The sequence below is a fragment of the Aeromonas sp. QDB18 genome, from assembly GCF_027705325.1.
GTDB classification, from domain to species: Bacteria; Pseudomonadota; Gammaproteobacteria; order Enterobacterales; family Aeromonadaceae; genus Aeromonas; species Aeromonas caviae.
Map to the genome: position 1 here is coordinate 1 of NZ_JAPDBQ010000051.1, position 25,376 is coordinate 25,376.

The 25,376-nt window shown below is 61.0% G+C and carries 18 protein-coding genes and 1 pseudogene; 11 read left to right on the forward strand and 8 right to left on the reverse strand.

Features of this window, described 5'->3' with window-relative positions:
* Nucleotides 1–77: 77 nt before the first annotated feature.
* The 3 genes and pseudogenes from OKC30_RS21420 to OKC30_RS09910 all read left to right on the forward strand — a co-directional run.
* Nucleotides 78–2,723, forward strand: a pseudogene (locus OKC30_RS21420) (response regulator); the annotation flags it as partial.
* Nucleotides 2,720–3,535, forward strand: coding sequence for a response regulator (locus OKC30_RS09905; RefSeq protein ID WP_254052380.1), 816 nt, complete (start codon nt 2,720–2,722; stop codon nt 3,533–3,535). The pseudogene OKC30_RS21420 and the gene OKC30_RS09905, both read left to right, overlap by 4 nt.
* A complete protein-coding gene (locus OKC30_RS09910) occupies nt 3,432–3,737 on the forward strand; it encodes an HD-GYP domain-containing protein (protein WP_258040117.1) in 306 nt (101 codons plus the stop codon). The genes OKC30_RS09905 and OKC30_RS09910 overlap by 104 nt, the downstream gene beginning before the upstream one ends.
* On the opposite strand, the gene OKC30_RS09915 is transcribed toward OKC30_RS09910, so the two are convergent.
* The 4 genes from OKC30_RS09915 to OKC30_RS09930 form a co-directional block, all read right to left on the reverse strand.
* A complete protein-coding gene (locus OKC30_RS09915) occupies nt 3,713–4,357 on the reverse strand; it encodes an MBL fold metallo-hydrolase (protein ID WP_052815082.1) in 645 nt (214 codons plus the stop codon). The two genes, OKC30_RS09910 and OKC30_RS09915, sit on opposite strands and share 25 nt — an antisense overlap.
* Complete coding sequence (gene mnmH / locus OKC30_RS09920; RefSeq protein ID WP_052815083.1) at nt 4,351–5,481, reverse strand: tRNA 2-selenouridine(34) synthase MnmH; 1,131 nt, start codon at nt 5,479–5,481, stop codon at nt 4,351–4,353. Before mnmH ends, OKC30_RS09915 begins: the two co-directional genes overlap by 7 nt.
* Nucleotides 5,478–6,515, reverse strand: coding sequence for a selenide, water dikinase SelD (gene selD / locus OKC30_RS09925; protein WP_052815084.1), 1,038 nt, complete (start codon nt 6,513–6,515; stop codon nt 5,478–5,480). Before selD ends, mnmH begins: the two co-directional genes overlap by 4 nt.
* A gap of 348 nt (nt 6,516–6,863) precedes the next feature.
* Nucleotides 6,864–8,048: an acyltransferase family protein gene (locus OKC30_RS09930; protein ID WP_270809599.1), complete on the reverse strand. Its 1,185-nt coding sequence runs from the start codon at nt 8,046–8,048 to the stop codon at nt 6,864–6,866.
* A 259-nt stretch (nt 8,049–8,307) separates the two neighbouring features.
* Between OKC30_RS09930 and OKC30_RS09935 the strand changes: the two genes are divergently transcribed.
* A complete protein-coding gene (locus tag OKC30_RS09935) occupies nt 8,308–8,952 on the forward strand; it encodes a glutathione S-transferase family protein (protein ID WP_052815086.1) in 645 nt (214 codons plus the stop codon).
* Between the two features lie 685 nt (nt 8,953–9,637).
* On the opposite strand, the gene OKC30_RS09940 is transcribed toward OKC30_RS09935, so the two are convergent.
* A complete protein-coding gene (locus tag OKC30_RS09940; protein ID WP_039039155.1) occupies nt 9,638–10,831 on the reverse strand; it encodes a class I SAM-dependent methyltransferase in 1,194 nt (397 codons plus the stop codon).
* Between the two features lie 184 nt (nt 10,832–11,015).
* Nucleotides 11,016–12,446 carry a methyl-accepting chemotaxis protein gene (locus tag OKC30_RS09945; protein ID WP_160838112.1) on the reverse strand — a complete coding sequence of 477 codons (1,431 nt, stop codon included), beginning with the start codon at nt 12,444–12,446 and terminating at the stop codon, nt 11,016–11,018.
* A gap of 85 nt (nt 12,447–12,531) precedes the next feature.
* Between OKC30_RS09945 and OKC30_RS09950 the strand changes: the two genes are divergently transcribed.
* The gene (locus tag OKC30_RS09950) at nt 12,532–12,804 is read left to right on the forward strand and encodes an acylphosphatase (RefSeq protein WP_010674727.1); all 273 of its coding nucleotides are present in this window, start codon (nt 12,532–12,534) and stop codon (nt 12,802–12,804) included.
* Nucleotides 12,805–12,815: 11 nt separating this feature from the next.
* Nucleotides 12,816–13,550 (forward strand): CHAD domain-containing protein, encoded by a 735-nt coding sequence (locus OKC30_RS09955; RefSeq protein WP_160838114.1) that lies wholly within the window; start codon nt 12,816–12,818, stop codon nt 13,548–13,550.
* 72 nt (nt 13,551–13,622) lie between these two features.
* Here the strand turns inward: OKC30_RS09955 and metG are convergent, their stop codons facing one another.
* Entirely contained in the window at nt 13,623–15,656 is a 2,034-nt protein-coding gene (gene metG, locus OKC30_RS09960) for a methionine--tRNA ligase (protein ID WP_053288196.1), read from the reverse strand.
* A gap of 185 nt (nt 15,657–15,841) precedes the next feature.
* Here metG and apbC point away from each other — a divergent pair, with 185 nt between their 5' ends.
* The 4 genes from apbC to OKC30_RS09980 all read left to right on the forward strand — a co-directional run bounded on the left by apbC (nt 15,842) and on the right by OKC30_RS09980 (nt 20,114).
* Entirely contained in the window at nt 15,842–16,924 is a 1,083-nt protein-coding gene (apbC, locus tag OKC30_RS09965) for an iron-sulfur cluster carrier protein ApbC (RefSeq protein WP_160838118.1), read from the forward strand.
* 108 nt (nt 16,925–17,032) lie between these two features.
* Entirely contained in the window at nt 17,033–17,677 is a 645-nt protein-coding gene (gene udk, locus OKC30_RS09970) for a uridine kinase (RefSeq protein ID WP_010674731.1), read from the forward strand.
* A gap of 63 nt (nt 17,678–17,740) precedes the next feature.
* The gene (gene dcd, locus OKC30_RS09975) at nt 17,741–18,322 is read left to right on the forward strand and encodes a dCTP deaminase (RefSeq protein ID WP_010674732.1); all 582 of its coding nucleotides are present in this window, start codon (nt 17,741–17,743) and stop codon (nt 18,320–18,322) included.
* A gap of 319 nt (nt 18,323–18,641) precedes the next feature.
* A complete protein-coding gene (locus OKC30_RS09980) occupies nt 18,642–20,114 on the forward strand; it encodes an inorganic phosphate transporter (protein WP_041211421.1) in 1,473 nt (490 codons plus the stop codon).
* A gap of 646 nt (nt 20,115–20,760) precedes the next feature.
* On the opposite strand, the gene rne is transcribed toward OKC30_RS09980, so the two are convergent.
* Nucleotides 20,761–23,886 carry a ribonuclease E gene (gene rne, locus OKC30_RS09985; protein WP_160838120.1) on the reverse strand — a complete coding sequence of 1,042 codons (3,126 nt, stop codon included), beginning with the start codon at nt 23,884–23,886 and terminating at the stop codon, nt 20,761–20,763.
* A gap of 414 nt (nt 23,887–24,300) precedes the next feature.
* On the opposite strand from rne, the gene rluC reads away from it, so the two are divergent.
* A complete protein-coding gene (rluC, locus tag OKC30_RS09990) occupies nt 24,301–25,245 on the forward strand; it encodes a 23S rRNA pseudouridine(955/2504/2580) synthase RluC (protein WP_201896700.1) in 945 nt (314 codons plus the stop codon).
* Nucleotides 25,246–25,376 lie beyond the last annotated feature (131 nt).

Here is a 25,376-nt window from a genome sequence, read left to right on the forward strand (position 1 = left end):
TGCGCGAGCAGCTATCACCCAGTAATGGGGATCCCCCTCCTGTGACGCGAAGCGCTAAGGTGGGGGAGGATGTCAAGATCCGCATTGCCAAGCGTCTGCGCCTTGGGGGACGTGATCTTGGTCTGCTGCTAATCAACGTTCAGGCTGCCCGTATGCTCAAGGAGTTTGCCGACAACCGCGGCAAGGCAGCCGATCACATCATGCTGTTCAACCAGGACGGATACTGGCTGCGCAGCCCGGACCCATCCCGGGAGTGGGGCTTCATGCTCGAGCGCCCGGATCTGACTCTGAAGCAGACTTCTCCCCAGGCCTGGCAGGCGTTCTGGGACGCATCAAACGGCCAGATGGAGTCTGCCGACGGACTCTGGAGCTGGACCACCCTGTACCCGGCACAGAATCATGATCAGCTGATCTGGAAAGCCGCGTCCCTGGTGCCGCACAGCGAGCTGCAGGCCATTCGCACTCATATCTGGGGGATCATCTTGGCCGCCAGCGCCGTGCTGCTGCTGTTGTTTGGTGCCGGTGTGGCTGCACTGGTGCGCAGCAGGCACAAGGAGCAACTGGCCCAGCAGGAAGCGGCCAGGTTGGCACAGGTCAAAGGTGATTTCATCGCCAACATGAGCCACGAGATCCGCACCCCCATGAACGCCATCATGGGGCTGACCTACCTGCTCGAACAGGGAGGGCTCGAGGATGGTCAGCATGCCCTGGTGCGCAAAATCCACCAGGCCGGGCAGGCGCTGCTCGGGATCATCAACGACATCCTCGATTTCTCCAAGATTGAGTCGGGTCGGCTCAAGCTTGAGCGGGTGCCATTCAGTCTCGAAGAGGTGCTCGATCACGTGGCGGCCATCATGTCCACCTGCGTTGGCCAGAAGCACCTCAAACTGGTGGTGAGCAGTGCCCCCGAGCCGGTTTCCCATCTGATTGGGGACGCCCTGCGCCTCGAGCAGGTGCTGCTCAACCTGACCGGCAATGCCATCAAGTTTACCGAACGCGGCGAGGTGGAGGTCAAGGTTGTGCTGGAATCAGAGCAAGACGGCATGGCCACCTTGCTGTTTCGGGTGCGCGACACCGGGATCGGCATTCCCCCCGAGCAGCAGGCCAACATTTTCAATGCATTCTCCCAGGCAGACTCCTCCACCAGTCGCCGCTTCGGGGGCACCGGGCTTGGTCTGACCATCAGTCGCCGCCTGGTGAATCTGATGGGGGGGACATCGGCGTCACCAGCGAGCTTGGCAAGGGGAGCGAATTCTGATTCCGCGTCCGGCTGGAGCAGGGGGAGCGGCCCGAGGCCTTGAACGAGCGCCTGCAGCACATCTCGCTGCTCATCGCCGACGACAATCAGGTGACCCGCGACGCCCTGTCGATGACGGTGGGTTCCCTCGGATGGCAGTCGCGGGTGGTGGAGTCCGGTGAGCAGGCGCTGCACCATCTGCTGCGCCAGGGGGAGCGTTTTGACGTGATCCTGCTCGACTGGATCATGCCGGGCATGGACGGGCTCGAGACCTGCCTGGCCATTCGCCGCGCCTTCGAGCAGCAGGAGCGTTCACCCATCATCATCATGGCGACCGCCTATTCCCAGGATGAACTGATGCACCGCCCCGGCTCGGATCAGGTGGATCTGGTGCTGCACAAACCGGTCACCGGCTCCAGTCTCTACAACGCGGTGGCACGTCTCATCCACGAGAAGCGCGAGCATGTGGAGCCCCTTGAGAGTGGCCAGCGCCGTCTGCGCCTGCCGGGCGTGCACATACTGCTGGTGGATGACAGCGACATCAACCTGGAGGGGGCGACCCGCTTGTTGCAACGGGAGGGGGCCGAGGTGATCACCGCCATCGATGGGGAGCGAGCCCTGGCCTGCCTGGCAGATCCGGCACGGCGCATCGATCTGGTACTCATGGATGTGCAGATGCCAGTGATGGATGGCTACGAGGCGACCCGTCGCCTGCGTCTGCTGCCGGGGCGGGAGGAGACTCCCGTGCTGGCACTCACCGCAGGGGTATTCAAGGATCAGCGGGAGGCGGCGCTGGCCTCTGGCATGAACGACTTCATCGCCAAGCCGCTCGATGTGGAGCAGCTTATCGCGACCTTGCTGCGTTATCTGCCGGACTGTGTCCTGCCGCTCACAGTGAGCGACGAGCCACTCCCCCATGAGCCGGTGGCCGGCATCGATATCGATACCGGACTGCGCAACTGGGGTGAAGCCTCGGTCTATCTTAAATACCTGCGGCGTTTTCGCGATGACTACATGACGGTTGGTACCGTGTTGCCGGACTATATCGCCCAGCACGAGACCGATGCGGCCGCGAGCCTGACCCACAAGCTCAAGGGGGGGGCGGGGAGCCTGTCACTCACCGATGTGGCGCGTATCAGTGCCGAGTTGAACGAGGCCATCGAGCAGGGTGGCGACACCAGCCAGCTTATCGCACCCTTCCTCGAGGCCCTGGAGCGTGCACAACACTCCATCGATACCTATGCCGGGCGCGGTCAGTTCCCCGCTGGCCCAGGGGGAAGCGCGGGAGGTCTGCCTGCACGCCCTGCATCAGGCCCTGGTGAGCGAGGATCTGGATCTGATTGAGCCGGCGCTGAGCCAGGCAAGGAGTCACCTTCCTTGTGAACTAGTGAGCGAGATAAGCGCAGCCCTGGAGCTGTTCGATATCCCGTTCGCCACCCGCAAGCTGGAGGATTATCTGGAGGATCGGGAGGAACCTGCGCCATGAGTCGACCGCGCGTGCTGATCATCGACGACGAGCCGAGCAACCTCGGGTTGCTGCGGCAAATCCTCAAGGAGGAATACAACCTCTTCTTTGCCAAAGGGGGAGAGGAGGGGTTGGCCGCCGTGGGGCGTCACGAACCGGCACTTATCATGCTGGACGTGCGCATGCCCGACATGGATGGTTACGAAGTGTGCCGCCGGCTCAAGGCCGATCCGGCTCACGCCGGGATCCCGGTGCTCTTTATCACCGCGAGCGACAACGCAGACAGCGAGAGCCAGGGGTTCGAGGCGGGCGGAGTGGATTATATCTACAAGCCGGTCTGTCCGAGCACGGTGCGTGCCCGGGTGCGCAATCATCTCTCCCTGGTGCGCCTCGATCAGCTCGAGTGCAGCTATCGCACCGCCATCGTCATGCTGAGCGAGGCGGGCCACTACAACGACACCGACACCGGGGTGCATATCTGGCGCATGGCCGCTTACGCCCGGGCCCTGGCTGATGCGGCGGGCTGGAGCCCGGAGCAGTCGGATCTGCTGGGGCTGGCAGCCCCCATGCACGACATGGGCAAGATTGGTATCCCTGACCACATCCTCAAGAAGCCCGGTCCCCTCACCGAGGAGGAGTGGATCATCATGCGAAGTCACCCGCGCATCGGTTACGAGATCCTGAGGCGATCCGATGCCCCCCATCTTTCGCATGGCGGCGGAGATTGCCCTGCACCACCACGAGAAATGGGACGGCTCCGGCTATCCCGCCGGCGAGACCGGCGAGGGGATCCCCGAGGCGTCGCGGATCGTGGCCATCGCCGACGTCTTTGACGCCCTGAGCGTACGTCGCCCCTACAAAGAGCCCTGGCCCCTGGACCGGGTGCTGGCCACCATGCGCGATGGCTCCGGCCAGCACTTCGATCCCCGGCTGCTCTCCCGTTTTCTCGAGATCATGCCGGAGATCTTGCGCCTCAAGGCGCAATGGGATGCCCGCGAGGAGCGGGGGGATTACCAGATGGGCTGTGTCAGATAGGGATTGCTGGCCCGTTCGTGACCAAAGGTGGAGCTCGGGCCATGGCCCGGAATAAAGACGATCTCATCCCCGAGCGGCAGCAGGGTCTCGGTGATCGACTTGATCAGCGCCCCGTGATCCCCGCGCGGGAAATCGGTGCGGCCTATGCTGCCGGCAAAGAGCACATCTCCCACCCAGGCGAGGCGTTCTGCCTGGCAGAGCAGCACGATGTGGCCCGGAGTGTGGCCCGGGCAGAAATAGACATCCAGCTCGCACCGGCCCAGCTGCACCTTGTCACCCAGTGCAAGCCAGCGATCGGGGGTGAAGGCTGGTGTGTGGGAGAAGCCGAACATCTGACTCTGCTGGGGCAGCATGTCGAGCCAGAAGGCATCCTCCTTGTGGGGGCCGGTAATGGCGACACCGGTTCTCTCGCGCAGCTCGGCGGCGGCGCCCACATGATCCAGATGGCCGTGGGTCAGCAGGATATGGGTGAGGGTCAGCCCCCGTTTGGCTATGGCGGCCAGCAGCTTGTCCGCCTCGCCGCCGGGATCGACGAGGGCAGCCTGGCGGGTCTCGTCACACCAGATAAGAGAACAATTCTGGGCGAACTGGGTGACCGGGATCACCTCGAACTTCAACATGTGGGACTCTCCTGAGGGGTCTGAAGGGGGGAGCGTTTGGCGAAGAAGGCGAGGCAGGCCTCCTTGGCACCACGAAACAGGATCCGCTCGCGCTTGTTGTCCAGCTGATAGCGGTACATGGGGTCATAGTAGCGAGTCAGCAGCAGTCTGATCCAGACCAGATGGGCGCGGGTGTCCCCGCTCTGGGCCTGTTCCCTGAGGGCGGCCTGCAACAGCCCATCGAGTTCGCGATAATCCTTGTCACCGAGTCGGCGCTTGAGCCTGGCCATGGCGTCGGTGAGGTAGCCGGCAAACAGCGGCCAGCCTGCATCTGGCCCATGGAACTCCAGATAGCGCAGCCAGAGATCCTGCACGTAATCGGTGCGGATCTGCTCGGCCCGTGCCTCCTGCGGCACCTCCACCACCACCAGGGGAGCCCGGCACATGGCCTCATAAAGGTTGAGTGGCAGGGCGCAGCGACCGATGAGACGGCTCTCGTCTTCCAGTACAAACTGTGACTCTCCCCGGTTGCGACGCTGAAGCAGCTCGATGGCAAGCCGATTTTCGAAGTCGATGTTGCCGGGTTGCCCACCCGGCAGTTGGCCAAACGACGACCCCCTGTGACGGGCGTGCCCTTCCAGATCCACCGCCTGGGTGATGTGCGCCAGCATGTGGGTCTTGCCGGAGCCGGTCATGCCGGTCAGCACGGTCCAGTCGCACTCTGCACTGGCCTTCGCCTGGGTGTCGATGAGAAAGTGGCGCAGCGCCTTGTAGCCGCCCGCGACCCGGGGGCGGGTGATGCCGGCCTCGGCCAGCCACTGCTGCACTGTCTGGGAGCGCAGGCCGCCGCGAAAACAGTAGAGCAGGGCGTCGGGTTGCTGGCGCAACCTGGCCAGCCAGCCTTCCATGCGCGCGTCGCGCACCGCGCCTCCCACCAGTTGATGGCCCAGGGCGATGGCTGCGGCCTGACCCTCCTGCTTGTAACAGGTACCGACCCGGGCACGCTCCTCGTCCGTCATCAGCGGCAGGCTGACGGCGGTGGGAAAGGCCCCTTCCTTGAACTCGACGGGGGCGCGCAGATCGATGAGTGGAACCTCATCCAGAAAGATCCGGGCGTAATCCGTGGCCAGTGGCAGGGTACTCATTGGACAACCTCGATGAACTGGTTGCCGGTGCGGGCCTGCAACTGGCCGATGGGAGAGAGGGTCAGCCCTGCCTGTGCGGCAATGGCAAGGAGCTCGGCTTCACTTTCTTTACCGACGGCTACCAGCAGGCCGCCGCTGGTCTGCGGGTCGCACAGGATGCTGCGGGTGCGATCATCCATGGCGCCCAGCTTGTCACCATAGGAGTCGAAGTTGCGCAGGGTACCGCCTGGTACGCAGCCCTCACTCAGGTAGTAATCCACCTCGTCCAGCAGCGGCAGCGCCTTGAAGTCCAGACGGGCACTGACGCCGGAACCTTCGCACATCTCCAGCAGGTGGCCTGCCAGTCCAAAACCGGTCACGTCGGTCATGGCGTGCACGCCGGGTAAGGCGGCGAAGCGCTGGCCAATCTTGTTGAGGGTACACATGGCATCCGGGGCCAGTTGCTCATGCTCGGGCTTGAGCTTGCCCTTCTTCTGGGCGGTGGTGAGGATGCCGATGCCAAGGGGTTTGGTAAGATAGAGCACATCACCCACCTGGGCGGTGTCATTCTGCTTGATGGCGTCGAGTGGCACGATACCGGTCACTGCGAGGCCGAAGATGGGCTCGGGGGCGTCGATGCTGTGACCGCCTGCCAGAGAAATGCCCGCCTCGTGACACACCTGGCGACCCCCGTCGATCACCTGCTGGGCCACTTCAGGTGCGAGTATGTTGACGGGCCAGCCGAGGATGGCTATGGCGACGATGGGTTTGCCGCCCATGGCGTAGATGTCGCTGATGGCGTTGGTGGCGGCGATGCGACCGAAGGTGAAGGGATCGTCGACGATGGGCATGAAGAAGTCGGTGGTAGAGACGATGCCCTGGCCGTTGCCGATGTCGACCACGGCGGCATCATCCTTGCTGCTGTTGCCGACCACCAGGGTGGGGTCGTCAAAGCCCGGGATCTGGCTCTTCAAGATGGTGTCGAGCACCTTGGGGGAGATTTTGCAGCCACAGCCAGCGCCGTGGCTGTATTGGGTCAGACGAATGGAAGACATGCTTTCCCCTTGTGTGGGCAGACTTGTGTGTGCCAATAACTGCTGCGGCGCCGTCAAATGTGCGCGCAAAAATAGGGTGGCCCTGGCGGCCTGTGAACACAGTGATGTCAGGCTGCCAGGCAGGGCGGGAGGAGGGCAAGGATGCGCCGGCGAAGCCCCGCCGAGGACCACAGGACGGGCCATTATGCCACAGACGGCCCTCTTGATTCGAACTGTAATTCACACAAAGCGCAGGGGATTGTCGGGTTCAAAAAGAGCCGTACTCTTCGCCTTGCTCAGGCTAGTCCCACTTTGAGCCGCCCCGACGGCGTGCCGGTCTTGCATCGGGGCAGCATGTGGCGACGGAAACTAGCCAGCTTGCTCCATCACTGGTTGGGGAGCCTTGCCTAGCCGGCGCAGTCGCCGTTGCAGCGGCCGCTCCAGCAGGGTGTAGCTCAGCGCCGAGAGCCCGATCAGCACGGCGAGCATCAACAGGGTGGCCAGCACCCCCAGCAAGGGGTTGGTCTGGGCGTACCACCACGCGGTGAGCCCCGGCGCCAGAGAGTGGACAAGCTCGCAGCCGGTGAGCAACACCAGGGCGTGGAGCAGGTAGATGGAGTAGGAGAGATCCCCCAGCCAGTTGGTGAAGCGGTTGTCCAGGAGGCGCAGCAGCGGGCTCTGGCGATCGCCCTGGCAGGCGGCAATCCAGATCAGCAACACGTAGGCGCTGATCAGCAGCAGGGTCAGCTGCGGCGTCATGGTGAACTGCATCAGCGCGAAGGGGAGCAAAAAGGCGAGCAGCAGCGGCAGATCCCGCTGCATCATGGGCCACTGGCGGGCAGCCTTCACCTTGGGCAGCAGCCAGAGGCCGAGCACGAATTCACTCACCCCGCGCCCGATGGCCAGCGCTCCGCTGGTGACATCCAGGGTACCCCGGCTGTGCACGATAAAGGCCAGCACCGTCAGGGCCAGCAAAGGGGCGAGGTTGCTCCAGCGGCTGCGGGTGACGGCGAGGGAAATGAGCAGTGGAAACAGCAGATAGCTAATCCACTCCACGCTGAGCGACCAGGCGGCGAAGTTCCAGGTCAATCCGTGATCGGTCACCACCTGCAGCAGCAACAGGCTGCTTGGCAGCGCCTCGGCCGGGGTAAAGGGTGAGCCGAACGGAGGCATTCCTTCCCACTCCCACATCTTGAACAGGGGACCGGCGTAGAAGCCAATCCCGTGGTGGGCCTTGTAGAGCTCCCAGCCTACCAGCAGCAGCAGGGTCACTAGGTAGAGGGGATACACCCGGGTGAGCCGCAGCCAGAGGAAGCGACCATAACTCACGGTGTGGGGCGAGCGGGTGAAAGCCTCCCCGTAGACGTGGGCCAGCACCAGCCCGCTCAAAATAAAGAAGAGATCGACCCAGAGGTAGCCGTTCTCGATGAGTTGGGTGTGGCCGGTGATCGACTCCATCCACTGGGGAAAGAGCAGCAAGCGGGCGTGGAACAGCACCACCATCAGGGCAGCGATGTCCCGCAGCGGCGTCAACAGCGGCAATGATTGATTCATGACGGGATCCTTGATGATGTTCAGCTTGGCCTGACATCAATTTTTGTTGTGGTGCCGCTCATCAACCCTGATGAGTCGGCTGCCCCGGCTTGGCGGCCACAGGCGGGATCACCCTACCTAAAAGAGAGTCATACGAGTGTGATTGCCGTCATGAATGGGCGTTTATCATCCTAAAACCAGCATGGGATAGGGACGCATCGAAAATAGAGAGGGGATCTAGACTAGGGAAGTCATCCCTCTGAGCGTCAGGAACATCCCCATGAAACTCTATGCCCACCCCTTTTCTTCCTACAGCCAGAAAGTGCTGATCGCTCTCTACGAGAATACCACCCTGTTCGAGTACCGGAATCTCGAAGAGCCGGAGGCGAGCGCCGAACTTGCCGCCCTCTGGCCACTCAAGCGCTTCCCGATGTTGCTGGATGATGGTCGCTGCATCCTCGAGAGCAGCACCATCGTCGCCCATCTGCAGGCGCACCATCCGGGCCCCGTCAGCCTGATCCCGCCTGGCGATGCGGGTCTGGAGGTGCATATGCTGGATCGCGTCTTCGACAACTATGTGATGACGCCGATGCAAAAAGTGGTGCTGGATGCAATGCGCCCGGCCGCTGATCGCGACCGCTATGGCGTAGTGGAGGCCCGCGAGCTGCTCAATCAGATCTACCCCTGGCTTGATCAGCGACTGGAAGGACGCCACTGGATTGCCGGCGCAGACTTTACGCTGGCCGATTGCGCCGCAGCCCCCTCGCTCTTCTACGCCGACTGGGCCCACGAGATCCCGGCTGGCTATGGCCGTCTGCGTGCCTATCGCGCCCGTCTGCTCAATCATCCCTCCATCGTGCGGGTGGTGGAGGAGGCGAGGCCATTTCGACACTACTTCCCGCTGGGCGCGCCGGCGCGTGATTGAGCGGGATGACTTGTGGTGGGCGAGTATTGTCGTCCCAGGCAATGTGCGAGGCGGACAGGGGCATGGCGTGATCCATTGCAGGGGAAAACAGCAATATTCATTCAAATGAGTGGGTATGCGTTTATGGCTGATATTTCCCCGAGGATTTTTGAATGTTGATGCGTAATATTTCATGCTTTTGCATAAAAAAATGCCGGGCATGTCTCTGCTGGTGGGTTGTGTAGTGAAAGAGAGATGAGAATCGGGTTAACGATGCGGCAACCTTTGATTGAAGATGGCAGTCGTCAGTCGAAGAGGAGGGATGGGGGCCACAATCGCTGTTGGTGGCAAAGTCGGGGGGAGGTTGTCTCTTTGGCGCTGCATAAAAAAAGCCCGCTACGATCGCGCAATGCTGTTCAGATAAGCACATTTTTGACTAATTATTCATAAATGCGACTTGAGTTGGGGGAGCAAGGCTGTTTCCAGTCGATGTTCCTTCAGCCTTTATCCAGCGTGGCTTGCAATAGAAAGAGGGAGGCATCATGCCTCCCTCATTTTTAGCCCTGATACTACGTGGACTGGAACTCAAATTCTCTTAAGTGAACAGCATTGCGCTACGATCGCGGGCTTTTTGATGACTAGCAGAACCCAGTCCTGGCCCGGATCTGGAACCGGGGACAAGGGGGGCAGCGCTGGTCTGCTCGGCTTAGCGGGCGCGCACCACCAGCCCCTTGAGGTAGAAGCCTTCCGGATAGGCGGTACCGATGGGGTGATCAGATGCCTGGGAGAGCAGCTCCAGGATCTGGGCATCGCGACCGGCATCGAGGGCCGCATCGGCCACTATCTTCTGGAACAGGCTCTGCTCCATCAGGCCGGAGCAGGAGTAGGTCAAGAGCACGCCACCCGGCGCCAGCAGTTGGAACGCCAGCATGTTGATGTCCTTGTAGCCGCGGCAGGCGCCCAGCAGCTGGGCCTTGCTCTCGGCAAACTTGGGTGGGTCCAGCACGATGACATCGAACTTCTCGCCCTTCTCGCGATATTCGCGCAAGAGCTTGAAGACGTCGTGACGCACGAACTGGGTGTTGCTGGTATCGAGACCGTTCAGTTCGGCGTTCTGGCGGGCGATGTCCAGCGCATTCTGGGAGAGATCGACGTTGACTACCTCCTTGGCACCGCCCTGGAGGGCATAGACCCCGAAACCGCCGGTGTAGCAGAAGCAGTTGAGCACCCGCTTGCCTTCAGTGTATTTCGCTGCGGCAAGGCGGTTATCCCGCTGATCCAGATAGAAACCCGTCTTGTGACCGTTGCGAATATCGACCAGGATCTTGACGCCGCCGTTCTCCTCGATCACCACGGGGTCGGTCGGGGTCTCGCCATGAATGACGCCGGTGCGCTCCTTCAACCCTTCCTTCTTGCGCACGGCCACGTCGGAGCGCTCATAGATGCTGCACTCGGGGTAGAGGGTACGCAGGGCTTGCGTTATCAGCTCACGCTGGAACTCGGCACCGGCGGAGAGGATCTGGCACACCAGGAAGTCGGCGTAGCGGTCGATGGTGAGGCCCGGCAGACCGTCGGATTCGGCGGCGCAGAGGCGATAGCCGGTGAGGCCCTGACGCTTGATGAGCCCGTCACGGGACTCCTGGGCGTATTTGAGGCGACGGATGAAGAAGTCGAGATCGACGCTCTCATCCTTGTCGAAGGTCCAGACCCGGGCACGGATCTGGGAGCTGCCGGACCAGGCACCACGGGCGAGCCATTTGCCGTCATGGGTGAAGATCTCGACGGTATCGCCGTCAACGGGGTTGCCCTGCACCCGCTCAATGCCCTTGGAGAAGATCCAGGGGTGGCGACGCAGCAGGGATTTTTCGCGGCCTTTGACGAGATAGATGGAAGCGCTCATGGGTAGTTGCCGATGGTAGAAAAGAAGGGGGCATATAGTAGGGGCTGTGAGGGTAGGCACGCAAGCCGCGTCTACCGGGATCCGTGCATCCACACGCGGTCAGGGTCGGACGGGCTGTTTAGCACGTCCCCAGCGCCTGGCCCAGACATGGCAGGCCATCTGGAGGATGGCCTGCCGGAGGGGGTCAGAACCGCAGGCCGGTGAGCGCCTGACCGAGTTCATTGGCGGTTCCCTTGAGGCCGGTGGTGCCGGCGACCGCCGCGCTGGCGGACTCCTCCACCCGGCTCGCCTCGTGGCGCACCTTGTCGAGGTTGCGAGTGATCTCCTCTGCCACCGAACTCTGCTCTTCGCTGGAGGTGGCGATCTGGGTGCTCATCTCCAGGACCGCATCGCTGTGGTTGCTGAGCCGCTCGATGTCCATGCCCACCTCGGTGATGAGCTGCTGGCTGTCGGCCGCGCGCCCCACCGTCTTCTCCATGATGTCGTTGAGCGCCCCGGTCCCGGCCTGGAGCTCCTCGATCATCTGCTGGATCTCTACCGTGGCCTGTTGGGTGCGGCTGGCGAGGGTGCGCACCTCGTCGGCCACCACCGCAAAGCCGCGTCCCTGTTCACCAGCCCGGGCGGCCTCGATGGCGGCGTTGAGGGCCAGCAGGTTGGTTTGCTGGGAGATGGCGTTGATGACGTTGACCACTTCGTTGATGCGATTGGCGTTGTGAGTCAACCGTTCGACCGCGCCCGAGGCATTGCCAATCTCGTCCGCCAGGGTGCGGATGGCGGTGATGGTGCGTGCCACCCGCTGTGCCCCGTGAGTCGCCTCGTCGCTGGACTGGCGGGTTTGCAGCAGGGTGTCATTGGCGTTGCGGGCCACTTCCCGGATGGCGGCGGACATCTGCTCCATGGCGGCGGCCAGGGAGTCCATGTGCTGTCGCTGGGCGCGGGCAAGCTGCTCGCCGTCGCTGGCATGCTCGCGAAATTCGTCGGCGGCCAGGGTAAGGGCATCGGCGGACTCTTCCACCAGTTGCACTATCTTGTGCTGGCGGTCGGTGAAGGTGTCGATACTGCCCGCCAGAATGGAGAACTCGTCCCGCACCGGAAAGAAGTTGAGCCGGAAGGTGAGATCGCCGTTCGCCACCGTCTGCAATGCCTTGTTGGTGGAGTAGAGGGCCCCCGAGACGAAGGTCATCAGATAGTGGGTGATGAGGGCCAGCAGGGCGGCCAGCACCGCGATGATGGTCAGGGTAGTGCCCTGGCCATCCCAGAGGGCGTAGTGACTCGTATCCAGGGTGCCGGAGACGACGCCCGCCTGACCTGCGCTGGCGCCATAGCGAAAGATGTCCCCCTGCTGGCTAAGGCCTGTGGCGGCGCCAGGCGTGAGTACGAGATCCGCGGGCAGGGTAAGGGTCGGCTGCTGGCTCACCAGCTGGGCCGTGGTCTCGACCCGCCCTTTTAGCTGATCCACTCTGAGCTGCATCGCCTGATCATGGCCGTCGGCCAGCAGATACCAGGTGAGGAAGGCGATGAACACCAGGGGGCACCAGAAGGTGATGAGAAATTTCTCGCTGATCGTGAGGTGAATGAGATAACGGTCAACCCACCGAAACTTTACTTCTTTCATAATGGTATTGCGTCCTGCAAGGGGAAGAGAGTGTCGCGCTCATTATCGCCCCGGGGAAAAATTACTTAAGGAAAAGGTGTGATAAATGGGAGAGCAATCGTTTGTCGTGCGGGTGTGGGGTCAGGTTCAGGGAGTGGGGTTTCGCTACTTCACCCGGGAGCGGGCGCTGCAACTGGGGCTGCGGGGGCATGCCTACAACCTGGAAGATGGCTCGGTGGAAATCCTGATTGCTGGTCCCGAACAGAAGGTACAGATGATGCTGGGCTGGCTTGAGCACGGGCCCCGAACCGCCACCGTCACCCGAATGGAGTGCACCCAGGCGTTGCCACCCACCGGAACCGGTTTTCATACCAACTAGCCGGAGGGTTCATGGGGGAGAGCGGGATTGCGCAGGCCAACCGGCTCGTTGGGCAATATCGGGGGGCGACCCTGGCACTGCGCCAGCACAAGGGGATGGAAGAGGTGCATGCCTACCGGATAGCGGCCCGCCGCCTGCTGGCGTTGCTCGCCCTGTGGCGACCCCTGATTCATGAGCCCGAGCTGGAGCGGCGATTGACCCGTGCCGTCGGCACGCTCTCCGCCCTGCGTGATGCCCAGGTCTATGCGCAGCATCATGGTGGCTCGCTTCGGCAGAACCGCTTGTCACGGGTCCCCCTGTTGACCGGCCCGCTGGCCCGTTGGCTGGCCCGACTGGAAGAGGTACCCGTCGGTGTCGATCTCTTGCCGCTGTTTCGGCTGTATCTGGCGCTGTCACTGTCGGATGCACTGGCGAAGACCACCTCCCTTCCTGTGGGCATCAGGGCGAAACTTCGGTGCTGGCACCGGCTGCGTCTGGTGCTGAAACAGGCGCGCTACGGGATGGAGCTGCTGACGGCACAGGGGGGAGGGGATCCGGCCTGGTTGTCCATGCTGGTGAGCTGGCAGGAGCGGCTTGGGCAATTGCAGGACAGGCGCCAATGGCTCAGACGCCTTGGGGGCGAAACGGGGCGAGGCCAGCAACGGCGAGCCCTGAAAACAGAGATCCGCTGCCAACTACTGCAACTGGATTGCCATCAGGCTGAGCTGGTCGGCCTTCGGATGGCATTGCTGCAGAGCGGGCAGTAAGCACCCCACAAGGTAAAAAAAGAGAGGCCATTGGCCTCTCTTTTTTATTGGGACTGTCCGGGAAGGGGCGTATTACTTCACGCGCATGCCCGGCTGGGCACCTTCCTGGGGCTCGAGGATCCAGAGATCCTTGCCGCCCGGACCTGCCGCCAGCACCATGCCTTCGGACATACCAAAGCGCATCTTGCGCGGGGCCAGGTTGGCCACCATCACGGTCAGCTTGCCTTCCAGATCTTCCGGGTTGTAGGCGGACTTGATACCGGCAAAGACCTGACGGGTTTCGCCGCCGATATCCAGTTGCAACTTCAGCAGCTTCTCGGCTTCCGGCACCGCTTCGGCTTTCTTGATCAGCGCCACCCGCAGGTCAATCTTGGCAAAGTCGTCGTAGGTGATGGTCTCGCTGATGGGATCGTCCACCAGGGGGCCTGCCGGCTTCTTGCTCTGCTCCTTGGCGAGATCTTCCTTGGACGCTTCCACCATGGCATCCACCTTGGCGGACTCGATGCGGGAGAAGAGCGCCTTGAAGGGGGCGACGCCGTGGTCGACCAGAGGGGCGGCGATGCCGTCCCAGGTCAGGGTCTCTCCAAGGAAGGCTTCGGCGCGCTCGGCCAGCTGCGGCATGACGGGCTTCAAGTAGGCCATCAGCACGCGGAACAGGTTGATGCCGACGGAGCAGACGGCTTGCAGCTCGGCATCCTCCCCTTCCTGCTTGGCGATGACCCAGGGAGCCTTGTCGTCCACATAGCGGTTGGCCTTGTCGGCCAGGGCCATGATCTCGCGGATGGCGCGGCTGAATTCGCGCGCTTCATAGGCTTCGGCGATGCTGGTGCTGGCGCTGGCAAACTCGGCGTAGAGTGCGGGCTCGGCGCAGGTGGCGGCCAGCTTGCCGTCAAAACGCTTGGCGATAAAGCCGGCGTTGCGAGAGGCCAGGTTGACCAGCTTGTTGACCACATCGGCGTTGACGCGGGAGACGAAGTCTTCGAGGTTCAAGTCCAGATCGTCGATGCGGCTGTTGAGCTTGGCGGCGTAGTAGTAACGCAGGCACTCCGGATCCAGGTGCTTGAGATAGGTGGACGCCTTGATGAAGGTGCCCTTGGACTTGGACATCTTGGCGCCGTTGACGGTCACATAGCCGTGCACGTTGACCTTGGTCGGCTTGCGGAAGTTCGCGCCTTCCAGCATGGCCGGCCAGAACAGGCAGTGGAAGTAGGCGATGTCCTTGCCGATGAAGTGATAGAGCTCGGCGTCGGAGTCCGCTTTCCAGTAGCTGTCGAAGTCGATGTCGCCGCGCTTGTTGCACAGGTTCTTGAACGACGCCATGTAGCCGATGGGGGCGTCCAGCCAGACATAGAAGTACTTGCCGGGGGCTCCGGGAATTTCGAAGCCGAAGTAGGGGGCGTCACGGGTGATGTCCCACTGCTGCAGGCCGCTTTCGAACCACTCTTGCATCTTGTTGGCCATCTCTTCCTGGATGGCGCCGGAGCCGCGTACCCAGTCGGCGAGCCAGGCTTCGAACTGGGGCAGGTCGAAGAAGTAGTGCTCGGAGTCCTTCATCACCGGGGTCGCACCGGAGACGGCGGATTTCGGATCAATCAGCTCGGTCGGGCTGTAGGTCGCGCCGCAACTGTCGCAGTTGTCACCGTACTGATCGGGGGACTTGCACTTGGGGCAGGTGCCCTTGACGAAGCGATCCGGCAGGAACATGGATTTTTCCGGATCGAACAGTTGAGAGATGGTGCGGATCTTGATTTTGCCGGACTCTTTGAGACGGCCATAGATCACGCCCGCCAGCTCGCGGTTCTCGTCGCTGTGGGTAGAGTGGTAGTTGTCGAAGCTGATGTTGAAACCGGCAAAATCCCCCTGGTGCTCCTGGGAGACGGCGGCAATCATCTCTTCCGGCGAGATCCCCATCTGCTGAGCCTTGAGCATGATGGGCGTGCCGTGGGCATCGTCGGCACAGACGAAATGCACCTGATGGCCACGCATTCGCTGATAACGAACCCAGATATCGGCCTGTATGTGTTCCAGCATGTGGCCGAGATGGATGGAGCCGTTGGCATAGGGGAGGGCGCAGGTTACCAGCATTCTACGAGGATCAGTTGCCATAATACGTTCTTTATGTGCCTGTTGGGATGATACAGTGCCGTGCATGTTACCCGAATTGGGGGCGGCCTGCCTAGGGTTGTGGCCCCCAGTGCCCTGACTGGCGGCATCACGATGACGTCGGCAAGCCACTGATTTATGTGCGGTAACCGTTCACCTCAGGATAACGACAACATAATGGGGAGTTAATGGTGATTGATTCAGTAAAACAGATCCTGGCCGAATTTAAGCCGGCAGGATGGGGCAAGGATCTGGTCGCGGCCGGTTTTGTGCGTTCCGTCGAGCGGCACGAACAGACCCTGGCCATCACGCTGGTGCTGCCCTTTGCCGGCCAGTCCCTCTTTGAACAGATCAAAGAGGAGTTCGATTCCCGGCTGCGCAGCGTCACCGGTGCGACCCGCATCGACTGGACGGGGGAGATAGACGTGGCCAGCATGCCCCGCGCGCAGCAACTGGCGGCGGTGCAGGGGATCCGCAATATCCTGGTGGTTGCCTCTGGCAAGGGAGGGGTGGGCAAGTCCACTACCGCGGTCAACCTGGCGTTGGCGCTGCAAAAAGAGGGGGCGCGGGTTGCCCTGCTGGATGCGGACATCTATGGCCCCTCCATCCCGACCATGACGGGGACCCTAAAGGAGCGCCCTGTCAGCTTTGATGGCAAGTTGATGGAGCCGGTGATGGCCTGCGGCATCAAGAGCAACAGCATCGGTTATCTGGTGGCCGAGCAGGATGCCACCATCTGGCGCGGTCCCATGGCGAGCAAGGCACTCGGGCAGATCCTGCACGAGACCCGCTGGGGCGAGGTGGACTACCTGGTGGTGGACATGCCCCCGGGCACTGGCGATATCCAGCTGACGCTGGCCCAGCAGGTGCCCACCACGGCGGCGGTGATCGTCACGACGCCCCAGGATGTGGCGCTGGCAGATGCCCGCAAGGGGATCGCCATGTTCAACAAGGTCAATGTGCCTGTGCTTGGTATCGTCGAGAACATGAGTTACCACGTCTGCAGTGCCTGCGGGCATCACGAGCCGTTGTTCGGTACAGGCGGTGGCCAAAAGATGGCGGAGCAGTATCACGTGGCGCTGCTTGGTCAGCTGCCGCTGCATATCGACATTCGCCAGCACATGGATGAAGGCTGCCCCACCGTGTTCGGTGCGCCGGATGGCGAGCTGTCACAGACTTACCTGAAACTGGCTCGCCGGGTAGGGGCCGAGCTCTATTTCAGCGCAAAACCGATTGCGACCCCGCTCTACACGGTGGCGCTGGACGAATAATCGGCGTTCGGCCAAGGGGGACGGATTTGGGGTGGGCATGGCCACCCCTTTTTCATATAATGGATCGGTTTAAACAATCCCCAGTGCTCTTCTCTTTAGGTATTTTCAATGTCTGATACTCAACATTCCTGCGTGATCATCGGTATTGCTGGTGCATCCGCGTCCGGCAAGAGTCTTATCGCCCAAACCATCTATGAAGAGCTGGTGGCCGAGCTGGGAGCGGGTCAGATTGGTGTGATCACCGAGGATTGCTACTACCGTGATCAGACCCACCTGACCATGGAAGAGCGGGTCAAGACCAACTATGACCACCCCAATGCCCTGGATCACGATCTGCTGGTGCAGCATCTGACCCAGCTGACGCAAGGGGAGGCAGTCAACATCCCCCAGTACTCCTATACCGAGCACACGCGCATGACCGAGGTCACCACCTTTGCACCGCGCCGTGTAATCATCCTCGAAGGGATACTGCTGTTGACCGACAGCCGCCTGCGCGAACTGATGGACGCCTCCATCTTCATGGATACCCCGCTCGACATCTGTTTGCTGCGCCGTCTGGTGCGCGATGTGCAGGAGCGCGGTCGTACCATGGACTCCGTGCTCAAGCAGTATCAGAAGACTGTGCGTCCCATGTTCATGCAGTTCATCGACCCGTCCAAGCAGTATGCCGACGTGATCGTGCCCCGTGGCGGCAAGAACCGCATCGCCATCGACATGCTCAAGGCGCGTATCCGCCATATGTTGATTGGTTGAGAGAAAACAAGCCGGGTGATGCCCGGCTTTTTTTAATGAATCTTTTGTCAGGAGAGTCGCAGAATGCGTCTTTGTGATACCGATATCGAACGGCACCTGGATGAAGGCAAGATCGTCATCGAGCCGCGGCCCGGTGTTGAGCGGATCAGCGGCGTCAGCGTCGATGTGCTGCTGGGCAACGAGTTTCGGGTGTTTCGCGATCATACCGCGCCTTACATCGACCTTGGCGGTACCAGTGCCGAGATGGCCGATGCCATCGAGCGGGTGATGAGCGAGGAGATCCACGTGCCGGACGGTGAAGCCTTCTATCTGCACCCGGGTCAGCTGGCGCTGGCGGTGACCTATGAATCGGTTACCTTGCCCGCCGATATCGTCGGCTGGCTGGATGGTCGCTCCTCCCTGGCGCGCCTCGGCCTCATGGTACACGTCACCGCCCACCGCATCGATCCGGGCTGGTCCGGTCGCATCGTGCTGGAGTTTTACAACGGCGGCAAGTTGCCTCTGGCCCTGCGTCCCAAGATGAAGATCGGTGCTCTGAACTTCGAGATGCTGTCAGGTACCGCGGCTCGCCCGTACAACAAACGGGAAAATGCCAAATACAAGAGTCAGCAAGGGGCTGTGGCCAGCCGGATCAACCAGGATTGATCTGCGCACCGTGCGGCTTGTCTATCGAGGAGGGTGCCAGGGCACCCTCTTTTATATCTGACAAAAGGAAACGGACGTGCCGAGCGGGTTGAAAACGGCCTTTTTCGGGACATCGAGCTATGCTCAGGCTTTGATTGGCGCCTATCCACAGCAATGGAATGGACTTAAATTAATCCTCGACAAGCCCCGTTCCTACAGGCCCTAAGACATTTTCTGACGGAATGCCCTTTTTTTTTTTTGCTGAAATATTTCAACAACGGGTATGGCGCATCGAGCCTTCTGGCATAATCCGCCGCAACTCATAAACAGGTTCGTTTTTATGTTTGAAATGTTTAGTGGTTTGGGTTTGTGGTGGTCAATCGGTTTGGTATTGGCCGTTTTTTTTGTGCTGGCCTATGAATTCATCAACGGCTTTCACGATACCGCCAACGCGGTAGCAACGGTTATCTATACCAAGGCGATGCCGGCTCATATGGCGGTGGTGGCTTCCGGTCTGTTCAATTTCGCCGGTGTCATGCTGGGTGGATTGGGGGTGGCCTACGCCATCGTTCACCTGCTGCCCATCGATCTGCTGCTTGGCATGGACTCCACCCAGGGTCTGATCATGGTGTTCTCCCTGCTGTTCTCGGCTATCGTCTGGAACCTGGGAACCTGGTACTTCGGCATTCCGGCATCCAGCTCCCACACCCTGATCGGTTCCATCCTGGGGGTTGGCGGCGCCTATGCCCTGATCAGCCATCAACCCCTGAAAGAGGGTATCAACGTCGGCAAAGCCATCGACATCATGCTCTCTCTCATCATCTCTCCCACCGTGGGCTTCATCATTGCCGCCTTGCTGCTGTTCGCCATGAAGCGCGTATGGCTTGGCAGCAAGATCCACAAGACCCCGGAAGAGCGCCTGCTGGTGGACGGCAAGAAGCATCCACCGTTCTGGGCCCGTGTCACACTGATTTGCTCCGCGATGGGGGTGAGCTTCGTGCACGGCTCCAACGATGGTCAGAAAGGCATCGGTCTGGTGATGCTGGTGCTGATCTGCATGGCACCTGCCTATTTTGCGCTGGACATGAACAGCCGCTCCTATGATCTGGACAGAACCCAGGATGCCAACCAGCGCATCATGGAGATCTACCAGCGTAACCAGGAACAGGTTTCCCATCTGGTGAACTTCAGTGTGCCTGCCAAAGCCCAGGAAGAGCTGATGAGTCACTGTGCGGCAGGGGAGGCCCTGCAGGCCATGGCGACCCTCGACAAGCGTCTGGGCCAGGTGCGCACCTACGAGGAGATGAACCTGGTGGATCGCCGCGAGGTGCGTCGTCTGCTGCTGTGCATCGACGACACTGCCCGCAAGGTCTCCAAGTTGCCACTGCCGGCCAAGGAGCTGACCGATCTCGCCAAATGGCGCAAGGATCTGACCGCAACGGCCGAATATGCGCCGACCTGGGTCATCGTGTCCATCGCCCTGGCGCTCGGTTGCGGCACCATGGTGGGCTGGCGTCGTATCGTCTACACGGTAGGGGAGAAGATCGGTTCCTCCGGCATGACCTACAGCCAAGGCATTGCAGCCCAGATCACGGCCGCCGCGTCCATCGGGATTGCGAGTCTGACCGGGATGCCGGTGTCCACCACCCACATTCTCTCCTCTGCGGTGGCGGGGACCATGGTGGCCAACAAGTCCGGCCTGCAGAGCCAGACCATCAAGACCATTCTGCTGGCCTGGGTGCTGACATTGCCGCTCACCATGCTGCTCTCCGGCGGTCTCTTCCTGCTGAACAACCATCTCTTTGGCGGATAAGCGCGACAGTCATTGGAAATGAAACAAGGGCCTTCGGGCCCTTTTTTGTTGCCTGGTGAATGTCACGTCATACGGCAATAGTTCAATGAGCGATGGCTATATGCCATCAGACAAGCAGTTGAACAGCAATATCTATCACCTCCTTGTTTCTCTACATCCCTGAACCACCCTGTTGTGCACAGTGAGGGCAGCATCCTTGTTACGAGCTAACACTTGCACGTGAAGCTGAAGGGAGGGCGTTCAACGGGTCTATGATCCTCACCAGAAATGATGAGAGTGAAGAGCGCCACAGGTTGCCCTATGTCTGGCATTCCCGTTCAACCTGGGTTGTCTCAGCCACCACTGAACACACCGACTGTGCTACCAAAGGGGAACGCTGCCAGACTGTTTGCCAATGGCTTCATATGCTGTCAATGCACGGACCTGTCGACAAAGCAGAGCATGTCGTGATGCTTTGACAGAGATGAATTCTCTGTCTGGTGTGTTATTCACGTCTTGTTTGGACTGTGTGTGGTCGCTGAACATCGGGAAAGCGGCGGATATCGAAGAACGGACAGGGGGGAGAGCAAGGCGATGTCAGCCCAAAAAAAGAGATAAAAAAAGAGCCACACAATGTGTGGCTCTTTATTCAGACTAACGAGTCTGCTCAGGGGCGACCGGCTGGGCTGGTTGCCACGTTGCTGGCAGCGGTGCTGCCACCGTGGCGACCGGAAGTCACGACTTCGCTGCGTACCAGGGGAGCGTACTCCACGGGTTCACGGGGTGTCGGGGCAGGAGCCGCAGCCGGCGTTGCCATGGGGGCATAAGCCTTGCGGGCACGGGCCAATACACCGGCACCCTTGCTGACCTTCACTTCGGGGCTGGTTGCTGGCTCGGTTTGCACCACGGCAGCCGGCATCTCGACGACCTCCGCTTCGGCGGTGGCCGTCTCCTCAGCGATCGCGACAGGTGCCGCTTCAGCAACCGGTGCAACCTCTTCTGGGATGGCCTCCACTTGCTGGGTCTGCTCGACAGCGTCGATCACGGCGACAGGTTTGTCATGAGAGGCGGTGTCGACGATAGGTTCGACCATCTCGGGTTCGACAACTGCCACTTCGGCGACGGGTTCAGCGTCTGCTTGCGCAACCTGCTCAACTTCGTCAGTGGAGGGCGCGTCCACAGCCTGGGCTGCCAGTGCCTGCTCTGCCGCTTCCTCAGCAACGGCTTCAGCCACCACGTGTTCGGTCAGTGCGGCGGAGGCCTGCAGGGCGGCTGCAACCGCTTCTGCGCTCGGAATGGTGATGACAGGCACAACCGGTTCTTCCACCTTCACCTGAGCCGCATCGGCCTGGGCCGCGGTAGTCAGCTGCACTTCACCTTGTGCTTCGTCTTCACGCTGGCCACGAGCCTCTTCGTTGATGCGCTTGCGACGTTGCCCTTCGATGCGCTGATTGCGCGGGGTACGGCGGGAACGACGCTGACCTTCGCCTTGCTCTTCTTGCTGCTCAGCGGCGGCTTGCACGTCGGCGACATCGATGATTTGCTCGTCAGTCGGCAGGGCAGGGGTGTCGGTCGCGGCGACATCGACACGGATCTGCTTGCGCAGTTGGCGACGTTCGCGGCGCTCGGCCACTTTTTGCTCTTTTTCCTGACGCGGTTCAGCGCTGGTGACCGCAGTATCAACGGTATCAACCTCCTCGACGATCACCTCGGCACGGGGTTCGCGGGGGGCGCGAGGTTCACGAGCCGGACGCGGGGCACGAGGTTCGCGCTCCTGGCGGGGTTCGCGAGGCTCACGCTCCATGCGCTGTTCGGTGCGCACTTCGCCACGGGGTTCCCGTTCCTGGCGCGGTTCCCGCTCTTTGCGCGGGCGACGATTACGATCACTGCTCTCGCGGCTGGCTGCGCCTTCACGCTTCTCGCCGGCCTCGGCATTGCGACTGCCGCGGTTGTCGTCGCGACGACCACGTTGACCACGGCTGCGGGATTCATCGCGCTGGTGACGGTGCCCGTCATCCTTGCGAGCTTCGCGCTGGGCGGCCGGTTTGTCGGCAGGCGCCTTCACCTCGGCCGGAGCCGCATCGGAGGAGGCACCGAACAGGCCGGAGAAGGCCTTGGCCAGCTTGCCAAAGAAGCCGACTTGTTCTGCAACCGGAGCGGGAGTCGCAACAGGAGCCGGGGCGGCGGGCGCAACCGGCTGAGGAGCCGGGGCAAACCCTTGCAGCAGCGGTTGTTCACGCTCGACTACCTGAGCCTGGCGCGGCTGATAGACCGGCTTGGCAATCTCGGTTTTGAGCTCGTAGCTGGCCGCTTCCGGGATCTCGTTCTGACGGATGCGGGTCACTTCGTAGTGCGGGGTTTCCAGATGCTGGTTCGGAATGATGTAGACACGTACATCATTGCGCTGTTCCAGATTGGCGATGGAGGTACGCTTCTCGTTGAGCAGATAGGCGGCCACATCGACCGGCACCTGGGCATGCACCTGCTCGGTATTGTCCTTCATGGCCTCTTCTTCGATGAGACGCAGGATGGACAGGGCGAGGGATTCATTGTCACGGATGACCCCCTGACCCTGGCAACGGGGGCAGATATGGCTGCTGGACTCGTTGAGGGAGGGACGCAGACGCTGGCGAGACATCTCCAGCAGACCGAAACGGGAGATACGGCCCAGCTGGATGCGGGCACGATCCTGATGCACAGCTTCACGCAGACGGTTTTCCACTTCGCGCTGATTGCGAACCGGGGTCATGTCGATGAAGTCGATGACAATCAGGCCACCCAGGTCACGCAGGCGCAGCTGGCGGGCGATCTCGTCTGCTGCTTCCAGGTTGGTCTGCAGGGCGGTCTCTTCGATATCGCCGCCCTTGGTGGCGCGGGAGGAGTTGATATCGATGGAGGTCAGTGCTTCAGTCGGGTCGATGACGATGCTGCCGCCGGAGGGCAGGCGCACTTCGCGCTGGAAGGCCGATTCGATCTGGCTCTCGATCTGGAAGTGGTTGAACAGGGCGACATCGCCCTTGTACAGCTTCACGCGATTGAGGAAATCGGGGCGGACCAGCTCGATATGCGACTTGGCGCGCTCGAAGATGACCGGGTTGTCGATCAGGATCTCGCCCACATCGCGACGCAGATAGTCACGGATGGCGCGCACGATGACGTTGCTCTCCTGGTGAATGAGCACCGGAGCGGAACGTTGTTGTGACGCCTTGTGGATGGAGTCCCAGTGATTGAGCAGAACGTTCAGATCCCACTCCAGCTCTTCCGGGGACTTGCCCACACCGGCAGTGCGCACGATGAGGCCCATGCCGTCCGGCACGGTCAGTCCGCTCAGGGCTTCCTTCAGCTCGGTCCGCTCGTCACCCTCGATGCGACGGGAGATGCCGCCGGCACGGGGGTTGTTCGGCATCAGCACCAGGTAGCTGCCAGCCAGACTGATGAAGGTGGTGAGGGCTGCACCCTTGGTACCACGCTCTTCCTTGTCGATCTGGACAATCACTTCCTGGCCTTCGCGGACCACTTCTTTGATGTTGGGACGACCCTGATAGGAGTAACCGGAGGGGAAGTAATTGCGGGCGATTTCCTTTAACGGCAGGAAACCGTGGCGTTCGGCGCCATAGTCAACAAAAGCAGCTTCGAGACTGGGTTCTACTCGGGTGATCTTGCCCTTGTAAATGTTCGCTTTTTTCTGCTCGTGTCCCGGACTTTCAATATCCAAATCGTAGAGCTGTTGTCCGTCAACCAGCGCTACGCGCAACTCTTCTTCCTGAGTCGCGTTGATTAGCATTCTTTTCATTGAGTTCTCATTATTTTGTCATTTTGATTCCTCCACTGGGTCCTGCCGGCGCCGGCCTCGGGTCTTCAGCATGCTGGGGCAACCTCCCGGTTGGGGTATGCATGAGGCGCAAACTAAGGGCACTCTGGTTCAGCCTTCTCGAGAGGGCGTGAATTAAGGATACCGATGTGGAGACAATTTACGTCGGCTCTGTTTGTGTTCTCCATGCGTTGTACCTCGCACCCGGGAACCGTCATGTTCTTGTATACACGGTGTTTCGGGATTGGGTGGCATACATTTTGGCCACTTAGTACAAGGCTTGAACACAATGACAAAACCTTGTTTATTATCCCATTTAAACCACTTTTATAGCAAGACGCCATTTTTTAACAAAGCATGCAGCCAAGGGCTGTCGGCGGTGTTAAAATCCGCGCCATGACACAGATACATCAACAAGTGCAGCTGCTCACCATCGAAGCTGAGCATGACGGGCAGCGCATCGACAATTTTCTCAAGACTCAGTTAAAGGGCGTCCCCAAGAGCCTGATTTATCGCATCCTTCGAAAAGGGGAGGTGCGGGTCAACAAGAAGCGCATCAAACCGGAATACAAGCTTTGTGCCGGTGACGAGGTGCGGGTGCCCCCCGTGCGTGTGGCCGAGAAGAATGAGTTGCCTTCTGCCAACCTCGGCAGCATCCAGCGTCTGGAGAGCCAGATCCTGTTTGAAGACGACGCCATGATAGTGCTAAACAAGCCGTCCGGCATGGCAGTGCACGGCGGCAGCGGCCTCAGTTTTGGCGTCATCGAAGGGCTGCGTGCTCTGCGCCCCGAAGCCCGTTTCCTCGAACTGGTGCACCGGCTGGATCGCGACACCTCCGGCGTGCTGCTGGTTGCCAAGAAGCGCAGTGCCCTGCGCAGCCTGCACGAGCAGTTGCGGGTCAAGACCATGCGCAAGCAGTATCTGGCGCTGGTGCGCGGCCAGTGGCAACCCCACGTCAAGGTGGTCAATGCGCCACTTCGCAAAAATGATCTGCAATCCGGCGAGCGGGTGGTGCGGGTCAGCAGCGATGGCAAACCTTCCGAGACCCGGTTCCGGATTACCCGTCAGTTTGCCGAGGCCACACTGGTCGAGTGCAGTCCCATCACTGGCCGTACTCACCAGATCCGTGTCCACACCCAGCACGCCGGCCATCCCATCGCCTGCGATGACAAATATGGTGAGGCCGGGTTTGATGAAAAGATGCGAGGGCAGGGGCTAAAGCGTTTGTTCCTGCACGCCTGGAAGCTCACCTTTACTCATCCGGTGGACGACCGGGAGATGCAGGTGGAAGCGCCATTGTCACCGGAGCTTGAGGCGTTCCTCGCCAAGCTGCCACGCTGACAACCATGAAAAACGGGAGCCTTGGCTCCCGTTTTTCATGGCAGAGTTCTTGTTTTGACATCCTCCCCCACCTTAGCGCTTCGCGTCACAGGAGGGGGATTCCCATTACTGGGTGATAGCTGCTCGCGCAG